Genomic DNA, 17,107 nt, shown 5'->3' with positions numbered 1-17,107 from the left:
TCCGGACATCCGGTGCCGGCGCGCTGTCACCGCGTGCCGGCTTTATCTTTTTCAGCCGCTTGAGATCAACGCTCGCTGGCTGCCCGCAACGCCTCCGCCGAATAGAAGTCTGACTTGAACCGCGGATCGTCGGTCTTCATGAACCAGCGAAGGTCCTTGCCTTGCCCGATCGGCGACTGGTCCGTGATGTAACGTCCGTTGATCAGGTCGTATTGGGCGAACGGTTCGGCATCGCACGTGCCGCCCAGTTCCCACACCGGGATCGGGTAGGTCTCCCGCACCTTCCACAGCTTGCCCTGTGCGTCGTAATCTTCGCCCACTAGCGCCAGCCAGCTGTCTTCGTCCAGATAGAAGACCTTCTTGGATGCGACGTGGCGTGCCGTAGGTTTGAGCGTCGCCTCGACGACCCAGACCCGATGGGTCTCGTAGCGCCGGGAGCCGGCCGCGATGCCATCCGGTGTGATGACGTCATGCAATTTGCTGTTGAACTTGTACATGCCAAATGCGTTGTACGGCACGATCAGTTCCTTCTTGCCCACCAGCTTCCAGTTGAACCGGTTCAGGGAGCCGTTGAACATGTTCGCGTCGTCGATCAGGTACTGGTTCTCGAACCCGATCGCCGGCGCATCGTGCGTATAGGCTGGCATACGCCGCACCCGCCGCTGCCCCGGGAAGTAGTAGTACGTCTCGGACTCCTTGTTGAAGAACTGCCGTTGCACGAAAGCCTGTCCGGCAAGCGCCGCCGGTGTCAGTTCCTGGGAGTAGACGCCCTCAGCCATCTGGTCGACATCCTGCGGCGTGTTCTTGCCTGGTTTGCCCGACGGGAAATACATGGTTGCGACAGCCGTTGCGTCGATCCAGTCGCTGCTACCTGGGCGGGGCGAAACCGTCGTGATCGTGCCGGGCCACTCCACGCCTTCACCTCGATACCGCCATTCGAAGTTCAGCATCGCTTCCGCCCCGCTCTTCGGTTTCGGAAATGCCACGCCGGGAAACAGCGCAGTCTGGATGGTTTCACCGTCCGGGCCCAGTTTTGCGGCGGCAAGATTCGCCTTCGAGTTCTCAGCGACGGCGTCGGGCACCTGGCATTCCCGATGAGACGGATAAACATCCATCCGGTAGTTCTTCTTCTGCTTGATCAACTGGATCTGACCCGGCGTCAGTCGATCCGCGTACTTGTCGACATTCGAAGCATCGATCGAATAAAGCGGCTTCTCGTTCCGGTGTTTCCAGAAATCGCCGCGATACTTGCCGTACTCCCATCCGGGTTCGGCCGGTTGTCGCCCGGCATACGCCGGCACATCGCCATCCTTGCTTGCCGCCCGGTCACCGCCTTCCGGCGTAAGGTCGTCAGCGGCCGCAACGCTGCCGAATACAACGCATGCGGCTGCCGCAATCGCGGACACGACTCCGATGCTGCGCTTCTTCATGATGCTTCTCCTCCAGTTTCATTAGGAATACATATAGCGTCACGTTCGCGTGGCGCATGTTATTTTCACTTCGATCTCCGGCGAGCCGAATCCAGCAGTCCGTCGTTCCGGTATGGATTCCGGATGGCTTCCCGCTGCTACGAAGCCAGGTAGATCGCCGCCACCCAGACGATCGCGCCAGCCAGGCTCCAGAGCACGCCTTCGATCAACATCGGCCGCCCCGATGCCCAGCAGTCGGACAGGACGTGGTCACCGCTGACCATTTCATTGATCTGCGAGACCAGATCCTGATTCAGGCGAAGGGCGTTCGCACCCGGGCCGTCGTCGATTCCGACATGAGACGAATTCATTTGAATCTCCGTTTCAATCCGCAAAATGTTTTTTCCGGCGTCACCGCATCATTCACATCCGGTCAGGCAGACGGCTCCATTACAACGATTCGTTTAATCGGGTATTACATTTATGTAATGTTTTCCAATAACGCTGGAATGAATCCGTAATCACCAGGATCGTGAACCGATGGCATCACTATGCGATCGACGAAATTCGCTTCGTATCCACTTTCGGCAAGTAGCGATTTCCGCCGGTCGCGCCGAGGCCACACGCAATCCAGCGCGGTGCGGCGCCATGAATGGTCTGATGGATCGTGCCGATCCTTGCGTCTTGCGGGTCGCTCGCGTGCCGTGCTTTGCGCTGACCATCGCGTTCTTGGTGCCATGTCCGGGAAACGTCAGGGAAAGTCCCGACGCCGGCATTCCGATGAATGAAGTACGGCCCCGTGGGCGTGCGAGATCCGCGGTTCGATGTAACCGAAGGGCGGCAAGACGGAGAGGAACGGTCTATGACGGACACATCGCTGCGAACTTGTCGAGTCGCGAAGGTTTTGCGATTGGCGTCTCGTCGCGCATTGCATGTGCGACGGCAAAAATACGTTGCATGCTGACCTGACGGTAAGCGTCGCGACGGAAAAGCGCAGCTACAGTCGCTACCGCGTTCACACTTCGTCGCAGCGAGCGCCACGCGGCGCCACATGTCCAGACACAGGCGATTTCATATTGATTCGAGGTACCCAGTTCGTTCGCCCCTGACGCCGGCCCGGACCGGAGCATATGCCGGCAATCCGAGGCGACGACCGCCCCGGATTGCGCCGGACGAGCACACTACCCTTGTGCTGCGGCGTCGAAGGTCAACGGACGGCACACCATGGAGCGGCACGGCCCGTGACCCTCGGGCCGTGCCGCGACAAGCGGTCGTCACGACGGAGCACGACACGCGCTTCCGCGCCGCCCGCAGCCCGTCACTCAGGAATCGCCCGCTTCCCTGACAGCGGCGCTTGCCGCCTTCGAACGTGCGCTGAGCCTGACCTCCATCGCTTCGCGCGTCATCCGCCGCTGCGCGTCGATCGCCGCTTTTTTCCCCATGTCGACCGCACCTTCGATCCAGCCGATGAAACTCGTCGCGATGTCGGACGTGGCAAAGAACAGGCGCCCTTCCGGCCGGCCGAGTTCGGAGTGTGACTGGCTGATGCGCCCCGGCTGATAGGTGATCCAGGCGCCGTGACCGGACCACTCGTCCTGGGTCCAGCGGTGCGCGTCGTAGGCGACGAGTTCCGCTTCCGGGTACAAGGTCTTGATGAAGCTTTCCACACCGGCGAAATCGATCGTGAAGCTGTCCCGTTCAGGGTGATCGATCAGGAAGCCGATGATGATCTGGCCGTCGTCGCCGAGATCGTGCTGCGTGAAGCCCAGGAAGGCGCCCCTGGTGCTTTCCGCATCGACGACGGTGGCGACAAACTTCGGCGCATTCTTGACCTGCGCCCAGACCTTCACGGGATACGCGACATGACGCTCGCCCGAGGTCTCCCGCTTGGTCGCGCTCAGCGGCGGCGAAAACTCGATGTCGTTCCAGCACACCATCGGCGTGGCAATCACGGCCGTGTTGGCGGTGTGACGTTCGCCGGAGCGGGTCGTGACCGTGACGCTATCCTGGTTCTGCACGATGCTCGCTACCGGCGTACCAAGGCGAACGTCCGCGCCCGAACCCGCCGCCATGGCGTTGATCAATGCGCCAGTCCCTTCCAAGAGGTATTCGTCGACGACGCCCCAGGCCCGAAGCAGGCTGTGATCCATCCCCGCAGCGAAAGCCAGAATCGGAAGTGCGGACGCCTCGTCCGCATAACGCGCCCCGTTGTTGTACAGGATGAACGAGAAGAACGCGCGCGTCTTTCTTCCGACTTCAAGCTTGTCCAGATACGCGCTGAACGGAATGTCGAGGTCGGACAGGTTCTGCAGGTCCAGCGGGATGCCAGGCTTGATGCGGCGCACGTCCGCGAGGATCATGCTTGCGGCCTTCTCGAAGTCGTAGATCTCCTCCATCGGCACGGGCATGGGCCCGGGGTTATGCTCACCGTGCGACAGCGTCGGAAAGTGAACGGTCGTCGGGGAATGGGCAATCGTGATGCCGTAGCGCGCGATTTCCGCCCTCATGTGTGCCTGTCGCTCGGTCCAGACCCATTGGCCGCCATGTTCGACCACACCTTCGAAATCGCCCACCTTCTTCGATTCCGCCCAGGTTCGTCCGCCGAGGCGATCGCGCGCCTCCAGCAGCAGCACCGAAAACCCCTGATCCGCCAGGTCTCTGGCGGCACTTACACCGGCAAATCCACCGCCGACGACAATGGTGTCGTAGTCGAATTTGGTTGACGTCATCGTTTCCTCCAATATGGAACCGAACGGCCAACGCCGTTCGTTATAAGAATGGCTCGCTGTTGTATCGCGCAGCCATGATTCATCGCGATCTCCGGATATCTGGACTTTCGAACCGATCACATCGATGGCAGCGGAAAAAAATATCAAATTAACGCGCGCCGTCGATATCCGGATTCGGCAACGATTCCGGCCGACGATTCCATCGCGGCAACACGTCCGGTTTCCGGGTGCCTCCGGTTGAGGGCCTGCGAACGTTGCGACATCGCGAGCCCCGCATCGCGCACGGGTTCTGGAGGTCGCGTTGCCGAAAGCGGATAGGTGTGCGCACGCAATGGCCGCAGCATCGAGCAACGGCCCGACAACCGTCCGTCGTCACGTCCAGAAGCGTGCGGATAGCGGAACGTCGGCATATTGGAGTGACACACATGAGGCAAATACGATGAGTAAATCCGTAACTGTTATCGGCACCGGCCTGATGGGTTCCGCTTTCGTCAATACGTTGCTGAAGGCGGGCACGAAAGTGACCGTGTGGGACGGACGCGCCGAAGCGACGGCGGGCGTGGTGGCTAACGGCGCCGCCGCTGCGGCCTCGTTCGAAGCAGCCGTTCACGCCGGCGAAATCGTGTTGTCGATCATCAGCAATGCGTCGGACGGCGCGGCGCTCTTTGAAGACAACGCGCCAGCGCTCGATTTGTCGAATCGCATCGTCATCAACCTGAGCACGTCGATGCCGGAAGACGGCGAGCGCTTCAGGGCGGCGATCGAGAACAACGGCGGGCTTTTCATCAATGCCGCGATTTCGTCCTATCCCGACTTGATCGGCACGCACTACACGGTCATTCAATACGCCGGGAAGCCTTCCGTATGGGCCGCGGCCAAGGGCACACTGCAGCCGCTCGCGCCCGCGGGCGCGATCTATACCGGGGAAGACCTGACCGTACCGAGCATTGTCGATGCCGCGATGACCGGCAGCTTCTACGCGGTCAGCCTGGCCGGCTTTCTCGAAGCCGCTGCGTATGCGCACACTCAGGGTGTCGCCGTCGGCCAGCTCGCGGCGGTCGCCGAGAAGATGCTCGATGCACTTCGCTACAAGGTGGACAAGAGCATCAAGGAAATCGAGACCAACAACTTCGAGACGATTCAGGCAACCGTCGACGTGTATCTCGATGCCGTCACGCAATGGCGCAATGCCTTGCAACAGGCCGGCCTGCGCGCGAATCTCATTGGCGCCGTGGCAGACGGCCTGACTGCCGCGCAGCAGGCCGGTCACGGCGCGCTCGGCTTCTGTGCGCAGTATCTGACCGCGAAACCGTAGCCTGCGGGATGACGCAATCCGGGGCGGCGGGTAGCGCAGCGGGCGCCATTCATTGCACGGCGCGATGCCGCGAAACCGGCAATGGCGCCGTTGCCCGCGGGCGACATACCCGTCGATCCGGTCATGGGCAAAGGCCGCGCCTGTCCACTAACGTCATGCGGACAGGTCGACAATTGGGCATACCGACGCGCGTCGAAGCGGCTGCGACGCGCCTGCATGTCCACGGAGCCCTTTCGGAGCGGGCCGACAACGCCGCGTGCAGTCGCGTGCGATCGGTTATCGGACACGTCACGATATTCCCGTATCGAAGATCCCGGCCGTCCAGCGCAACCCGTCTGCGACAGCCCGCGCGCCACAGGCAAACAGTCGGGAGGCCCCTGCGCGAGTGCATTACCGATCCTGCCACTCGCGAAAGCGCCCCCGGCCGCCCCCGTTCGTGTTGCGACTCCCCGGCGCAGCATTGCCACGCATGCCAAAGCGTTCGTGACGACGCGCCTTCTCGCGCCGCCACGGCAAGCCCACGGAGCGCCGCTGCGCGGACGGCTGCCCTCCCGCCTCATTATTCACTTGACCACATCGCCACGAACATGAAGGAAACGCAATGAATTCAGACCCGCTCTTGCTGGCACCATCGCCGTCGGCATACGTCTATCCGTTGATCGTCAAGCAGTTGCTCGTAAACGCACTGCGCCAGCATGGAGATCAGCAGATCAGCTATCGCACGCAGGTTCGATACGGCTACCGCGACTTCCATGCGCGCGTCGGAAAACTGGCAAACGCGCTTGCCCGCCTGGATGTTCGCCCCGGCAACACGGTAGCGGTGATGGACTGGGACAGTCACCGGTATCTCGAATCATACTTCGCCGTCCCGATGACCGGCGCGACGCTCTTCACCGTCAACGTGCGCCTGTCTCCCGCGCAAATCGCCTACACGCTGCGCGACTCGGAGGCGGAAGTCCTGTTCGTGCATGAAGACTTCGTTCCCGTGATCGAACAGATTCACGCGCGACTGCCCGGCATTCGCCATATCGTCGTGCTGTCGGACACCGGAAGCACGCCCGCTTGCGAACTGCCGATCACCGCAGAATACGAGTACCTGTTGTCGAACGAGCGCGCGGACCACGACTTCCCGGAACTCGACGAGAACACGCGCGCCGTCATCTTCTACACGACGGGAACGACCGGCGACCCCAAGGGGGTCTGCTACAGCCATCGCCACATCGTCCTGCATGCGCTGACGACGGCACTCAGCCTGTGCTCCCCGGCGCACATGCAACGCCTGCATCGATCGGATGTCTACATGCCGATTACGCCGATGTTCCATGTGATGGGCTGGGGCTTGCCGTATATCGCGATCATGCTCGGCATGCGCATCGTGCTGGCCGGCCGTTATGCGCCGGACATGCTTCTTCATCTGCGGGAACGCGAGCACGTGACGTTCTCGCACGGCGTGCCCACGATCCTGCAGATGCTGCTCGCGGAGGCGGGCAGGACCGGTCAGGACCTGAGCGGCTGGAAGTTCATGATCGGCGGCTCGGCTTTGTCGCCGGGTCTCTGCGAAGCCGCCCTCGCCAGAGGAATGGATGTGTTCACGGGCTACGGCATGTCCGAGACAGGTCCGGTTGTATCGCTGGCGCTCTCACCCGCCGACGGCGAACCAACAAGCGCCACCGAGAACATCAAGCGCCGCTGCGCGACCGGCAAGCCGCCGCTACTGGTGGACCTGCGCGTGGTAACCGAAGAGATGCGGGACGTGCCGAGCGACGGCACGACGCCGGGCGAAATCGTGTTGCGCGCCCCCGCACTCACACCGTGCTATTTCAAGAATCCCGGGGCGTCCGAGGCCCTTTGGCGCGGCGGATATCTCCATACCCAGGATATCGCCGTCATGCATCCCGACGGTTCGGTGCAGATCGTCGACCGGCTGAAGGACGTGATCAAGACTGGTGGAGAGTGGGTGTCGTCCATCGAGGTCGAAGGGCTCATCACCCAGATCACCGGCGTGCGGGAAGTGGCCGTGATCGGCGTGCCGGACGAAAAATGGGGCGAACGCCCGATGGCTTTCGTGGTCGCGGCCGATGCGGTCGATGCGGACACCGTGCGCGAACATCTTCTCGCCCAGGTGCGTGCCAAACGATTGAGCGCGTATGCGGTGCCCGAGCCTGAACGTATCCGCTTCGTCAGCGAGATTCCCCGAACCAGCGTCGGGAAGATCAACAAGAAGCTGCTGCGTGAAACCCCGCCGGCAGGCTGACCGTACAACGCTCTGGAACGCGAACAGGCTTCCCGTTCCAGGGTTGTGCGACGACGAGGATCACGCCCGCCGCTGCCCGATCAGCGCATGGGTGCGCCCGGCCGCCGGCGCGCGCATCGGCGCACACCGGCTGTCGCTCATTCGAAGCGGGCCATGATGTGGCGCGGGCACGTGTAGTCCTCGAGCGCGTAGACGGACATGTCCTTGCCGTATCCCGACCGCTTCATGCCGCCGTGCGGCATTTCGCTGACGAGCGTGAAGTGCGTGTTGATCCACGTGCAGCCGTATTGCAATTCGGCCGCGATCTTGAACGCCTTGTTCACGTCGCGCGTCCAGACCGAACTCGCGAGCCCGAAGTCCGAGTCGTTCGCCCACGCGACCGCCTGGTCGGCATCGTCGAACCGCGTGATGGACACGACCGGCCCGAATACTTCACGCTGCACGATTTCGTCCGCTTGGCGCGCGCCCGCTACGACGGTCGGTTCATAGAAGAAGCCGCGCCCGGGCGCCGGCTTGCCGCCGGCGGTGATCTCGATGTGCTGCTGACTGGCTGCACGCTCGACGAAGGTCGCCACGCGGCCACGTTGCCGCTCGGAAATCAGCGGCCCCATCTCGACGCCGTCCATGTGCTGCTCGCCATAACGAATCTCGCTCACGGCCTGCGACAGATCCGCGACGAGCCGGTCGTAGATCTTCGGGCCTGCATAGACCCGGCATGCCGCGGTGCAGTCCTGCCCCGCGTTGTAAAACGCACCCATCTTCAGGCCCGCCACGACTTCGTCGAGATTCGCGTCGTCGAACACCAGCACCGGTGCCTTGCCGCCCAGCTCGAGATGCGTACGTTTCACCGAACGGGATGCGGCTTCAAGAATCCGCTGACCGGTCGACACATCGCCCGTGATCGAGATCATTCGTACCTGCGGTTGCGAAATCAGCGGCCCACCGACCGTGTCGCCACGCCCGGTCACGACGTTGACGACGCCCGGCGGGAAGATCCCGGCGATCAGCTCGGCGAGCTTCAGCGTCGTGAGCGGCGTCTGCTCGGACGGCTTCAACACGATCGTGTTGCCGGCCGCGATCGCCGGCGCGAGCTTCCAGGCGGCCATCAGCATCGGGTAGTTCCACGGGGCGATCGATGCGATCACGCCCAGCGGATCGCGCCGCACCAGGCTCGTGTGGCCGGCGAGATACTCACCCGCGATCGGCCCGTGCTGCGTCCGGCACGCGCCGGCAAAGAAGCGGTACACGTCGGCCACGGCTGGAATCTCGTCGTTCAGCGCGCCGAGATACGGCTTGCCGCAGTTCAGCGATTCGAGGCGCGCGAACTCGGTCGCCCGGCTTTCGATCGCGTCGGCAAGCTTCAGCAGCATCGTCGCGCGATCCTTCGGCGTCGTCCGCGACCATGCGGGAAACGCACGGCTCGCCGCATCGACCGCCGCTTGTACCTGCTCCAGCGACGCTTCGGCCACATGGGTAATGACCTCGCCGGTCGCCGGATTCAGAATGTTTTCGACGGCACCGTCGCCGGCGACGAATTCGCCCCCGATCAGCAGCCGTGCTTGCATCAGATTTTCCATAAGAGCTGTCTCGACCCAGTAAAAGTTCAGTGATTATTGATTGCGTCCGCGTGCGGCGTCGAACCGCTTACCGACTACTGCCCGCGGTACTCTCCGTGTCGCGTGTCAGGTACCACGCACCGAGAATCGGAACCATCGTGATCGCCATCACCATCAGCGCGACGACGTTCGTCACCGGCACGTCGCGCGGGCGCGATAGCTGGTTCATCAGCCAGATCGGCAGCGTGTGCTCCTGGCCTGCCGTGAAGGTCGTCACGATGATCTCGTCGAAGCTCAGCGCAAACGCGAGGATCGCGCCGGCGAGCAACGAGGTCGCGATCTGCGGCAACACGACGTGACGGAAGGTCTGCCATCCGTCGGCACCGAGATCCATCGATGCCTCGATCAGGCTGCCGGGCATCCGTCTCAGCCGCGCGACCACGTTGTTGTAGACGATCACCACGCAGAACGTGCCGTGCCCGATCGCGATCGTCCAGAAACCCGTGTCGAGGTTCGCGGCCTTGAAGGCGGACAGCAGCGCGATCCCCGTCACGATCCCCGGCAGCGCGATCGGCAGGATCAGCATGAACGTGATTGCCTCCTTGCCGACGAAATGCCGGCGATAGAGCGCGAGCGAAGCCAGCGTGCCGAGCACGAGCGCGAGCAGCGTCGCGAGCAACGCGACCTTGATCGAAAGCCAGGCGGCCGCAAGCATGTCGTCTCGCGCCAGCGCGTCCGAGAACCAGTGCAGCGTGAAGCCCTTCAACGGAAAGCTGAACGCGCTCGTTTCGGTATTGAACGCGTAGAGTGCGACGACGAGAATCGGCAGGTGCAGGAAGGCAATGCCACCCCACGCCGCGAAGCGCAACAGGCGCGAAGGTCGAAGATCAGAGTGCATCGAACGCTCCCAGTCGTTTCGCAAGCACGAGGTAGATGCCGATCAGGACCATCGGCACCATCGTGAACGCAGCCGCCATCGGCACATTGCCGATCGAGCCTTGCATCGTGTAGACCATCGTGCCGATGAACAGGCCGCTCGGGCCGATCAGCTGCGGAATGATGTAGTCGCCGAGCGTCAGCGCGAAGGTGAAGATCGAGCCGGCCGCGATACCCGGAATCGCAAGCGGCAGGATCACGGTCCGGAACGTCTGGCCCGGACGCGCGCCGAGATCGGCCGACGCCTGCAGCAGGTTGGCGGGAATCCGCTCGATCGACGCCTGTATCGGCAGGATCATGAACGGCAGCCAGATATACGTGAAGACGACGAAGCGCCCGAGATTCGAGGTCGACAGCGACGTGCCGCCGAGCACCGGCAACTGCAGGATCGCGTCGAGCGCGCCGCGCAAGCCGAGCGTATCTGCGAACCAGTAGACGATCCCGCCCTGCGCGAGGATCACGGTCCACGCATACACCTTCACGATGTAGCTCGCCCACATCGGCAGCATGACCGCGACGTAGAAGAAGCCTTTTTTCCAGCCTTTCGCATAGCGCGCCATGTAGTACGCGATCGGGAACGCGAGCAGCGCGCTCGCAACCGTCACGCAGACGGCCATCACGGTCGTTCGGACGACCACGTCGTAGTTCGCCGGATCGCGGACGATCGCGACATAGTTCGCAATCGTCAGGTCGGGCGTGACCGCCATCGTGAAATCGTCGAAGCGATAGCCGCTCTGCACCAGCAATGCGAACAGCGATCCGAGATACACGACGCCAAACCACAGCAATGGCGGTGCGAGCAGCAGCAACAGGTAGAGATTCGCGTGCCGGTACAGGAAGCTGGACACGCGCCGCACGAGGCTCATGGGCACCGTGGACGCACGCTCGAAAGCCGGACTGGATGTCGAGGTCATGTTCATCCCCGCTGCTCCAGCATCACCATCGACCGGCGCGGCCAGGTCATCGTGACGGCCTCGCCGACATCCGGCAGGCGGACGAAGTCGTCGTCCTGGTTCGACACGGTGACCGCGATCGTCTGGCCGGCCTGCGTTCGCACTTCGAAACGGCTCGTCGCGCCGTAGTATTGAATGTCGATCAGCGTGCCCGGCATGCGCACGATCCCGTCGCGCTCGCCGGCGGTGTCGGCGAAGCGAATGTGCTCGGGCCGGATCGAGAACGGCTGCGCTGCGCCAGCGAGCGACAACGACGCGAGATCGTCCACGACATTGGACGTGCCGACGAAGTTCGCGACGAACGGCGTCGCCGGGCGCGTGTACAGATTGCGCGGCGTATCGATCTGCTCGATACGCCCCTTGTTGAACACGGCGACGCGGTCGGACATCGACAGCGCCTCGCCCTGGTCGTGCGTCACGTAGACGAACGTCACGCCGAGCTTGCGCTGGAGCGCTTTCAGCTCGGTCTGCATCTGCTCGCGCAATTTCAGGTCGAGCGCGCCGAGCGGCTCGTCGAGCAGCAGGATGCGCGGACGCCGGACCAGCGCGCGGGCGAGCGCGACACGCTGCCGCTGCCCGCCGGACAACTGCCCCGGTCGCCGCGCGCCGTAGCCGCCGAGCGCGACGAGTTCGAGAGCTTCCTCGGCTTGCCGGTGGCGCGTGCGCTTGTCGACGCCGCTGACGAGGAGCCCGTACGCGACGTTGTCGAGAATGCTCATGTGCGGGAACAGCGCATAGTCCTGAAACACCGTGTTCACGTCACGCTCGTACGCCGGCAATCCGGTCGCGTCGCGCCCGAGCAGCATGACATTGCCGTAAGACGGTTGCTCGAAGCCCGCGATCAGCCGCAGGCAAGTCGTCTTCCCCGAGCCTGACGGCCCGAGCATCGAAAAGAACTCGCCGTCCTCGACGACGAGCGATACGTCGTCGACAGCCCGCACGCCGTCGTAATGACGGCCCACCTTCACAAATTCGACTGCGCTACTCATGTCATTTCTCGCTTTGCTATCCACATCGGTGGAATCGGTTTGGCCCCGCCTGGCTTCCCGCAGTGCGCATGGCCGGACGCTCCCCGGCAGGTTCGGACACTCGCCACATACCGTCTGGATGACGAAATAAAAACATCACGAACCAGCCTGTCATTCCGGATTTACCGCCCCCTGCGTGACACGCTTTCCCGGCTGCCGATCCGGGGGTTCAACCGCTTGCATCGGCGTTCAGGCATCGGGCGGAAAAACCATCGCATGCCGCGTTCCGCGACATCCCTTTTTCATCGGTGCACCGATATATTCGACGAACGGCCGGACTACCCCGTACGACCGGCCGCCACACGCTTTTCGAGGGAGCCAATGCGGGCGGGGCCGACGTCGTTCGGCACGGTGGACCTATCGCCCGCCCATGATCGCGATGAAGTCCTGCGTCCACCGGCTGTACGGTACGCAAGTACCCTGCGTTCCGCATTTCGCCACCGGCGTCTTCCAGAAGTGAATCTGGTCGAATTTCGCGTAACCGTTCGTCGCGCAGAAATTCGTGCCGCCGACCGCCTTCTGCGCGCAACCGCCGGCAATCACCGGATTCGACCCGAACCATTCTGCGAGGTCGGCCTGCAACTTGCGGTTCAGCGACCAGTTCATCCACTTGTACGCGCAGACCGGATGCGGGGCATTCACGTGCATCATTGTCGTATCGGCCCAGCCGGTCGCGCCCTCTTCCGGAATCGTCGCGGCGATCGGGAATTTCTCGGCCTGCAGCGAATTGACCGGATAACCCCATGCACTCGATACGGCGACGCCTTCGTTCTTGAAGTCGTTCATCTGGACCGTCACGTCGTGCCAATAGCGATGCACGAGCGGTTTCTGTGCGCGCAGCAGCTTGAGCGCCGCCGCGTACTGCGCATCATTCAGCTCGTACGGATCCTTGATCCCGAGCGACGGCTGCGCGCGCATCAGGTAGACCGCCGCATCGGCGATATAGATCGGCCCGTTGTATGCCTGCACGCGGCCCTTGTTGGCCTTGCCGTCGGGCAACGCCTGCGGGTTGAACACGACGGACCACGACGTCGGTGCCGTCGGAAAGATCTTCGTGTTGTACGCGAGGAAGTTGGCGCCCCACTGGTACGGCACGCCATAATGCACACCGTTCACCGTGTGCCACGGCGCATTCTGCAGTCGCGGCTCGACCGTGTTCCAGGCCGGGATCAGCGAGGTGTTGATCGGCTGTACGCGCTTGCCGTAGATCAGCCGCAAGCTGGCGTCACCGGACGCGGTCACGAGGTCGTAGCCGCCCTGGTTCATGAGCGACACCATTTCGTCGGATGTCGCTGCGGTCTTCACGTTGACCTTGCAACCCGACTCCTTCTCGAACGGCGTGACCCAATCGTATTTCTTGTCGGTATCGCCCCGCTCGATGTAGCCGGGCCACGCGATGATGTCGACCTGCCCCTCGGGCTTGCCGAGCTGCGCGACTGAAGACGCGGGGCCTGCCGCGTTGGCGGCAACCGCCGCCCCGATTGCGACCGCCGCCATCGCGATCGCCCCAATCTTGTAATGGATGTGCGACATGCTCCGTATCCCCTCCTGGTTGTCTCGGCCCTGCCGCTGCGCGTCGACGCAGTCACGTTCAGGGTCGGACGTATTCTAGGGGGCGCACTTCCACGGCTGATAGACCGAATCCCAGATGCGACCTATCGGCAAAACAGAATGCTGGCAGACTTCGAATGGCTGGAAATGAGGCCGCATGTGATGCATGGATTTTTTATCAGTAAAAACCCTTAAAATCCATGCGACAGCGAAACCATCGAACGGAAATTCAGAACGATACCGGCTTACTATCTTAAAATTAGATTGAAGACTTGGCATGAGTGCGGGAAAACTCGTGTGCAACGATCAGGAAGTGCTGGACCATCTCCGGCAACGCCAAGCTTCGGCGCCACGCAATCCCGATATCGACGGTCGGCAGTTCGCCAAGAATCTTGCGCACCTCGATCCGGTCGCCATCCAGTGACCAGGGTCGGTAGAGCACGTCGGGAAGAATCGACAGCCCTGCCCCTGTCGCGACGAGGCTACGCACTGCCTCGACCGACGCGGTCCGCATGACCGTCTTCGGTCGAAGCCCCGCAGCCCGCCAGAATGCCGTCGTGTTGTCTTCGAGTTCGTCGACCTTCAGCATGATCATCGCCTCGTCGGCGATTTCCTGCAGCGAAATGCTGCCGAGCCCCCGCAAGGAATGGTTGGCTGGCAGCCACAAGCGCCACGCTGCCTTCGTGAGCGCCTCGGTCTCGATCGCCTGATTATTCTTCACATTCGAAACGATCAGCACCGCGACATCAAGCTCGCCGTTGACGAGCAGATGTTCGATGTAGTCCCGCTGGTCCTCGATCACCTGCACGTCGACCTTCGGATACACCCTCTTGTAATGGTCGAGCAGGTAGGGCAGGAAGTAGCCAGTCATCAGGCTCGTCACGCCGATATTCAGATTTCCCGTTTTCGTGTCTGGTCGTGCGGACAACGCTCGCTGAGCGTTGCTCACGGCCGTGAGAATCTGGTGCGCATGACGCAGAAACTGATGCCCGGCGTGGGTGAGTTCCATCCCGCGAGCATGCCGAACAAAAAGTTGGGCGCCTAGTTCGGCTTCGAGGCTCTTGATCGACTCGGTGATAACGGACTGGGAGATATTGAGCGTTTGCGTCGCGCCGGTAATCGATTCTGCCTCGGCGACGGCAATGAAGTAGCGCACGCTCTTGACTGAAAGGCTCATTGATATCCTCCCATCTGATTTTACGAATAGATGTGGAATATATCGGAATTCCGGATAGACCGCTCCGACGGAAGTGCTCCGCCTGTTTGAGTGAGCGGTTGGCAGGCACCGTTCCTAGTGGGGGTGGGCGACGCTAAAGTCCATTTCGAGCCCGTAGCTGCCCTCGCCCTAGTGCTCTCGATGCGTTTCAATTCGACACCGCCAGCCGACGCTGCTGCGCCCGCATTCCCGGTTCCACTTCCTCGATACGCCGATGACGAATGGGTTCCTGACGGCGACTTGACTTTCACTGATCGCAATGCTACATGGGACACCTCCGTAGCAATCGGCCTCGCTCACGGTTTTCGACAAATTCAAGCCCCCAACAAAGAGGACTCCGGCGATTGCTTGTCAGTTATGACGAACATGGACGGTATGCGCATGACGCAGGTCTTCGGGAGCGAGATCATTTCCTCCTCGAGTTGCCGAACCCCAAAAATCTTGAATTGATCGATAGACCCACGGGCGACAACCATGTCGTTGCATCGCATCAGCAACCGTCGGCATACGTCAGCTAGGACGTAGTGCATCACCGACTCGTGCTCGGCCAACTGGTAGCTAGAATCCTTGTACGCATGCCACACTTCCCGCACCTAACCGAGTTCGGTGAGTTGCGCGTCGCGAATGCCATCACAATTCGGCATGCTTCGGCGTCACCGGTGGCGCAATGACGACTTGGCCGCAAGGGTTCCTGTGTCCAACCTCGCTCGGCACGCATGCGGCGGAGATTTATTGCGAGTACTTCACGGGCCGGAAGTGACTGCGGAGGCGGAACGAGACGAGTGCGCGACATGCGCAGAATACTGCGAATACTACGGCACCGAGTCAGTAGCCTTTACGTCACAATATGGATGCTCGTTTGCAGAGGTGCCTAGACAGCTCTGTCTGGGCTTTGTCGAGTTGCGTGGAGGCCACGGGGGGGACTGCGCCGGCGAGCGGTGCGAAAGCTGGCGCATTCCAGATCGACCTCCTGGCGGAGGTGAAATGACGTAATGGGCTTGTCGATTGGATGCAACACCGCGGCTGCGCAGCGAGTTTCTGGAAAACCGATCTGTTGCCCCCCCTTACCAGCGATGATCGCAACAGATCGAGGTGGATCGACGTGCAACAGCTCGCCAGCCGAGAAACCCGATATTCTGTGAGCACCCCACCTTTACTACGCCTAGAAATATAAGAGGAGCGTAGAACCAAGCGATGCAACACGGTCCCTCAAGTACCAAGATTCATTCTGACTGGTGCATTTGGAGGTGTGCGTCCTGCGCCGAGGATCAGCCACTTCAGCGCAACACCGAGTTCCGTAGATGGTACTTATCGGCGTTGCACCAGAGCCTTCCTGTCGGCTTACGGCAGTCGCGTCAGAGTTCACAACTTCGGGAGGCTCCGTTGGCATGCTCGCCGGTCTTGACGCGGTGCGAGTTACCGGTTTCCCCAGCGGTTCGAGGCCATGCGTAACAGCGCTGCGTTGGCAGCACGCAGATCGAACAATTCCGCGTCGAAGTCCGGGCCGACCCAGTTGCGATAACGTTCCGCCTTTTCACTGTCGGCATCGTTGGATAGCGTATTGAGGAACGCTTCATAGCCCGATGGACCGCCAACGTCCTCCGGCGGACAAGCACGAGAGCCGTCAATGACTTGGGCTTCTCCCCACGGTTCGCTCTCGACGGTTTCCATCTTCTCAACGACGACGGTGTGATTCCAGCCGTCCCCGAAGTCATATCGGTAAACAAAGCGCGAACCTGGTTTCAGGATCGTCTGCAGACGAATCTTCCGATCATCTGCAGTCGTGCCGGGGTCAGCGAAATCCACCACGTCATCAACCTCAAACATGGCGTAGGTCATGCCGTCGATCAGGAAGTCGTGCAGATGGGTGTCTTCCCATCCGAAAGCTGCCTGTAGGATGTGATGGAGTTTGCGCAGAGATTCGGTTCCTTCGACTTCGATCTGACGCCAAATCGGCGGATCGATGTGCTGAAGCACCACGTTGAGGGTTAGGCGCTGGAACGATTTCGGCATTTGATCTCCGGAGAACGAGAATCTCCACTATTGTCGCCTTGACATGATTCGCATGATCTACTTGAACACGGAAATCCTGCCCCGCCACAGGGAGCGCCGGCAATGAACGCGACTGGAACGATCACCATGACGATCTAAAAAAGCTTC

At 61.7% G+C, this 17,107-nt stretch carries 12 protein-coding genes; 2 read left to right on the top strand and 10 right to left on the bottom strand.

Annotated elements, in window-relative coordinates; translation table 11 throughout:
• Nucleotides 1-65: 65 nt before the first annotated feature.
• From U5809_RS04565 to U5809_RS04555, 3 genes are all read right to left on the bottom strand, one after another.
• On the bottom strand, nt 66-1,430 hold the full coding sequence (locus U5809_RS04565) for a DUF1329 domain-containing protein (RefSeq protein WP_322085711.1): 1,365 nt from the start codon (nt 1,428-1,430) through the stop codon (nt 66-68).
• Nucleotides 1,431-1,567: 137 nt separating this feature from the next.
• A complete protein-coding gene (locus U5809_RS04560) occupies nt 1,568-1,780 on the bottom strand; it encodes a hypothetical protein (protein WP_322085710.1) in 213 nt (70 codons plus the stop codon).
• A 951-nt stretch (nt 1,781-2,731) separates the two neighbouring features.
• A complete protein-coding gene (locus U5809_RS04555; RefSeq protein WP_322085709.1) occupies nt 2,732-4,138 on the bottom strand; it encodes an NAD(P)/FAD-dependent oxidoreductase in 1,407 nt (468 codons plus the stop codon).
• 331 nt (nt 4,139-4,469) lie between these two features.
• On the opposite strand from U5809_RS04555, the gene U5809_RS04550 reads away from it, so the two are divergent.
• Nucleotides 4,470-5,453 carry an NAD(P)-binding domain-containing protein gene (locus tag U5809_RS04550; protein WP_322085708.1) on the top strand — a complete coding sequence of 328 codons (984 nt, stop codon included), beginning with the start codon at nt 4,470-4,472 and terminating at the stop codon, nt 5,451-5,453.
• Between the two features lie 601 nt (nt 5,454-6,054).
• Entirely contained in the window at nt 6,055-7,707 is a 1,653-nt protein-coding gene (locus U5809_RS04545) for a fatty acid--CoA ligase (RefSeq protein ID WP_322085707.1), read from the top strand.
• A 137-nt stretch (nt 7,708-7,844) separates the two neighbouring features.
• On the opposite strand, the gene U5809_RS04540 is transcribed toward U5809_RS04545, so the two are convergent.
• The 7 genes from U5809_RS04540 to U5809_RS04510 form a co-directional block, all read right to left on the bottom strand.
• Entirely contained in the window at nt 7,845-9,272 is a 1,428-nt protein-coding gene (locus tag U5809_RS04540; protein ID WP_322085706.1) for a gamma-aminobutyraldehyde dehydrogenase, read from the bottom strand.
• 79 nt (nt 9,273-9,351) lie between these two features.
• Nucleotides 9,352-10,161, bottom strand: a complete 810-nt coding sequence (locus U5809_RS04535) for an ABC transporter permease (protein WP_322085705.1) — start codon at nt 10,159-10,161, stop codon at nt 9,352-9,354.
• Complete coding sequence (locus tag U5809_RS04530; RefSeq protein ID WP_322085704.1) at nt 10,151-11,119, bottom strand: ABC transporter permease; 969 nt, start codon at nt 11,117-11,119, stop codon at nt 10,151-10,153. The genes U5809_RS04535 and U5809_RS04530 overlap by 11 nt, the downstream gene beginning before the upstream one ends.
• Nucleotides 11,116-12,141: an ABC transporter ATP-binding protein gene (locus U5809_RS04525; protein ID WP_322085703.1), complete on the bottom strand. Its 1,026-nt coding sequence runs from the start codon at nt 12,139-12,141 to the stop codon at nt 11,116-11,118. Before U5809_RS04525 ends, U5809_RS04530 begins: the two co-directional genes overlap by 4 nt.
• A gap of 396 nt (nt 12,142-12,537) precedes the next feature.
• On the bottom strand, nt 12,538-13,713 hold the full coding sequence (locus U5809_RS04520) for an ABC transporter substrate-binding protein (RefSeq protein ID WP_322085702.1): 1,176 nt from the start codon (nt 13,711-13,713) through the stop codon (nt 12,538-12,540).
• Nucleotides 13,714-13,990: 277 nt separating this feature from the next.
• Nucleotides 13,991-14,908: a LysR family transcriptional regulator gene (locus U5809_RS04515; protein WP_081052144.1), complete on the bottom strand. Its 918-nt coding sequence runs from the start codon at nt 14,906-14,908 to the stop codon at nt 13,991-13,993.
• 1,455 nt (nt 14,909-16,363) lie between these two features.
• On the bottom strand, nt 16,364-16,960 hold the full coding sequence (locus U5809_RS04510) for a plasmid pRiA4b ORF-3 family protein (protein ID WP_322085701.1): 597 nt from the start codon (nt 16,958-16,960) through the stop codon (nt 16,364-16,366).
• Between the last annotated feature and the right edge of the window lie 147 nt (nt 16,961-17,107).

The sequence above is a fragment of the Burkholderia sp. BCC1999 genome, assembly GCF_905339975.1.
Lineage (GTDB): Bacteria > Pseudomonadota > Gammaproteobacteria > Burkholderiales > Burkholderiaceae > Burkholderia.
The sequence above is the reverse complement of the archived record's forward strand: the minus strand, read 5'-3'. Positions and strand labels throughout refer to the sequence as shown.

Coding starts and splice junctions, on each gene's coding strand:
- U5809_RS04535 (WP_322085705.1), bottom strand. CDS start 10,161: ATGCACTCTGATCTTCGACCTTCGCGCCTGTTGCGCTTCGCGGCGTGG.
- U5809_RS04560 (WP_322085710.1), bottom strand. CDS start 1,780: ATGAATTCGTCTCATGTCGGAATCGACGACGGCCCGGGTGCGAACGCC.
- U5809_RS04520 (WP_322085702.1), bottom strand. CDS start 13,713: ATGTCGCACATCCATTACAAGATTGGGGCGATCGCGATGGCGGCGGTC.
- U5809_RS04540 (WP_322085706.1), bottom strand. CDS start 9,272: ATGCAAGCACGGCTGCTGATCGGGGGCGAATTCGTCGCCGGCGACGGT.
- U5809_RS04515 (WP_081052144.1), bottom strand. CDS start 14,908: ATGAGCCTTTCAGTCAAGAGCGTGCGCTACTTCATTGCCGTCGCCGAG.
- U5809_RS04555 (WP_322085709.1), bottom strand. CDS start 4,138: ATGACGTCAACCAAATTCGACTACGACACCATTGTCGTCGGCGGTGGA.
- U5809_RS04545 (WP_322085707.1), top strand. CDS start 6,055: ATGAATTCAGACCCGCTCTTGCTGGCACCATCGCCGTCGGCATACGTC.
- U5809_RS04565 (WP_322085711.1), bottom strand. CDS start 1,430: ATGAAGAAGCGCAGCATCGGAGTCGTGTCCGCGATTGCGGCAGCCGCA.
- U5809_RS04510 (WP_322085701.1), bottom strand. CDS start 16,960: ATGCCGAAATCGTTCCAGCGCCTAACCCTCAACGTGGTGCTTCAGCAC.
- U5809_RS04550 (WP_322085708.1), top strand. CDS start 4,470: ATGGCCGCAGCATCGAGCAACGGCCCGACAACCGTCCGTCGTCACGTC.
- U5809_RS04530 (WP_322085704.1), bottom strand. CDS start 11,119: ATGAACATGACCTCGACATCCAGTCCGGCTTTCGAGCGTGCGTCCACG.
- U5809_RS04525 (WP_322085703.1), bottom strand. CDS start 12,141: ATGAGTAGCGCAGTCGAATTTGTGAAGGTGGGCCGTCATTACGACGGC.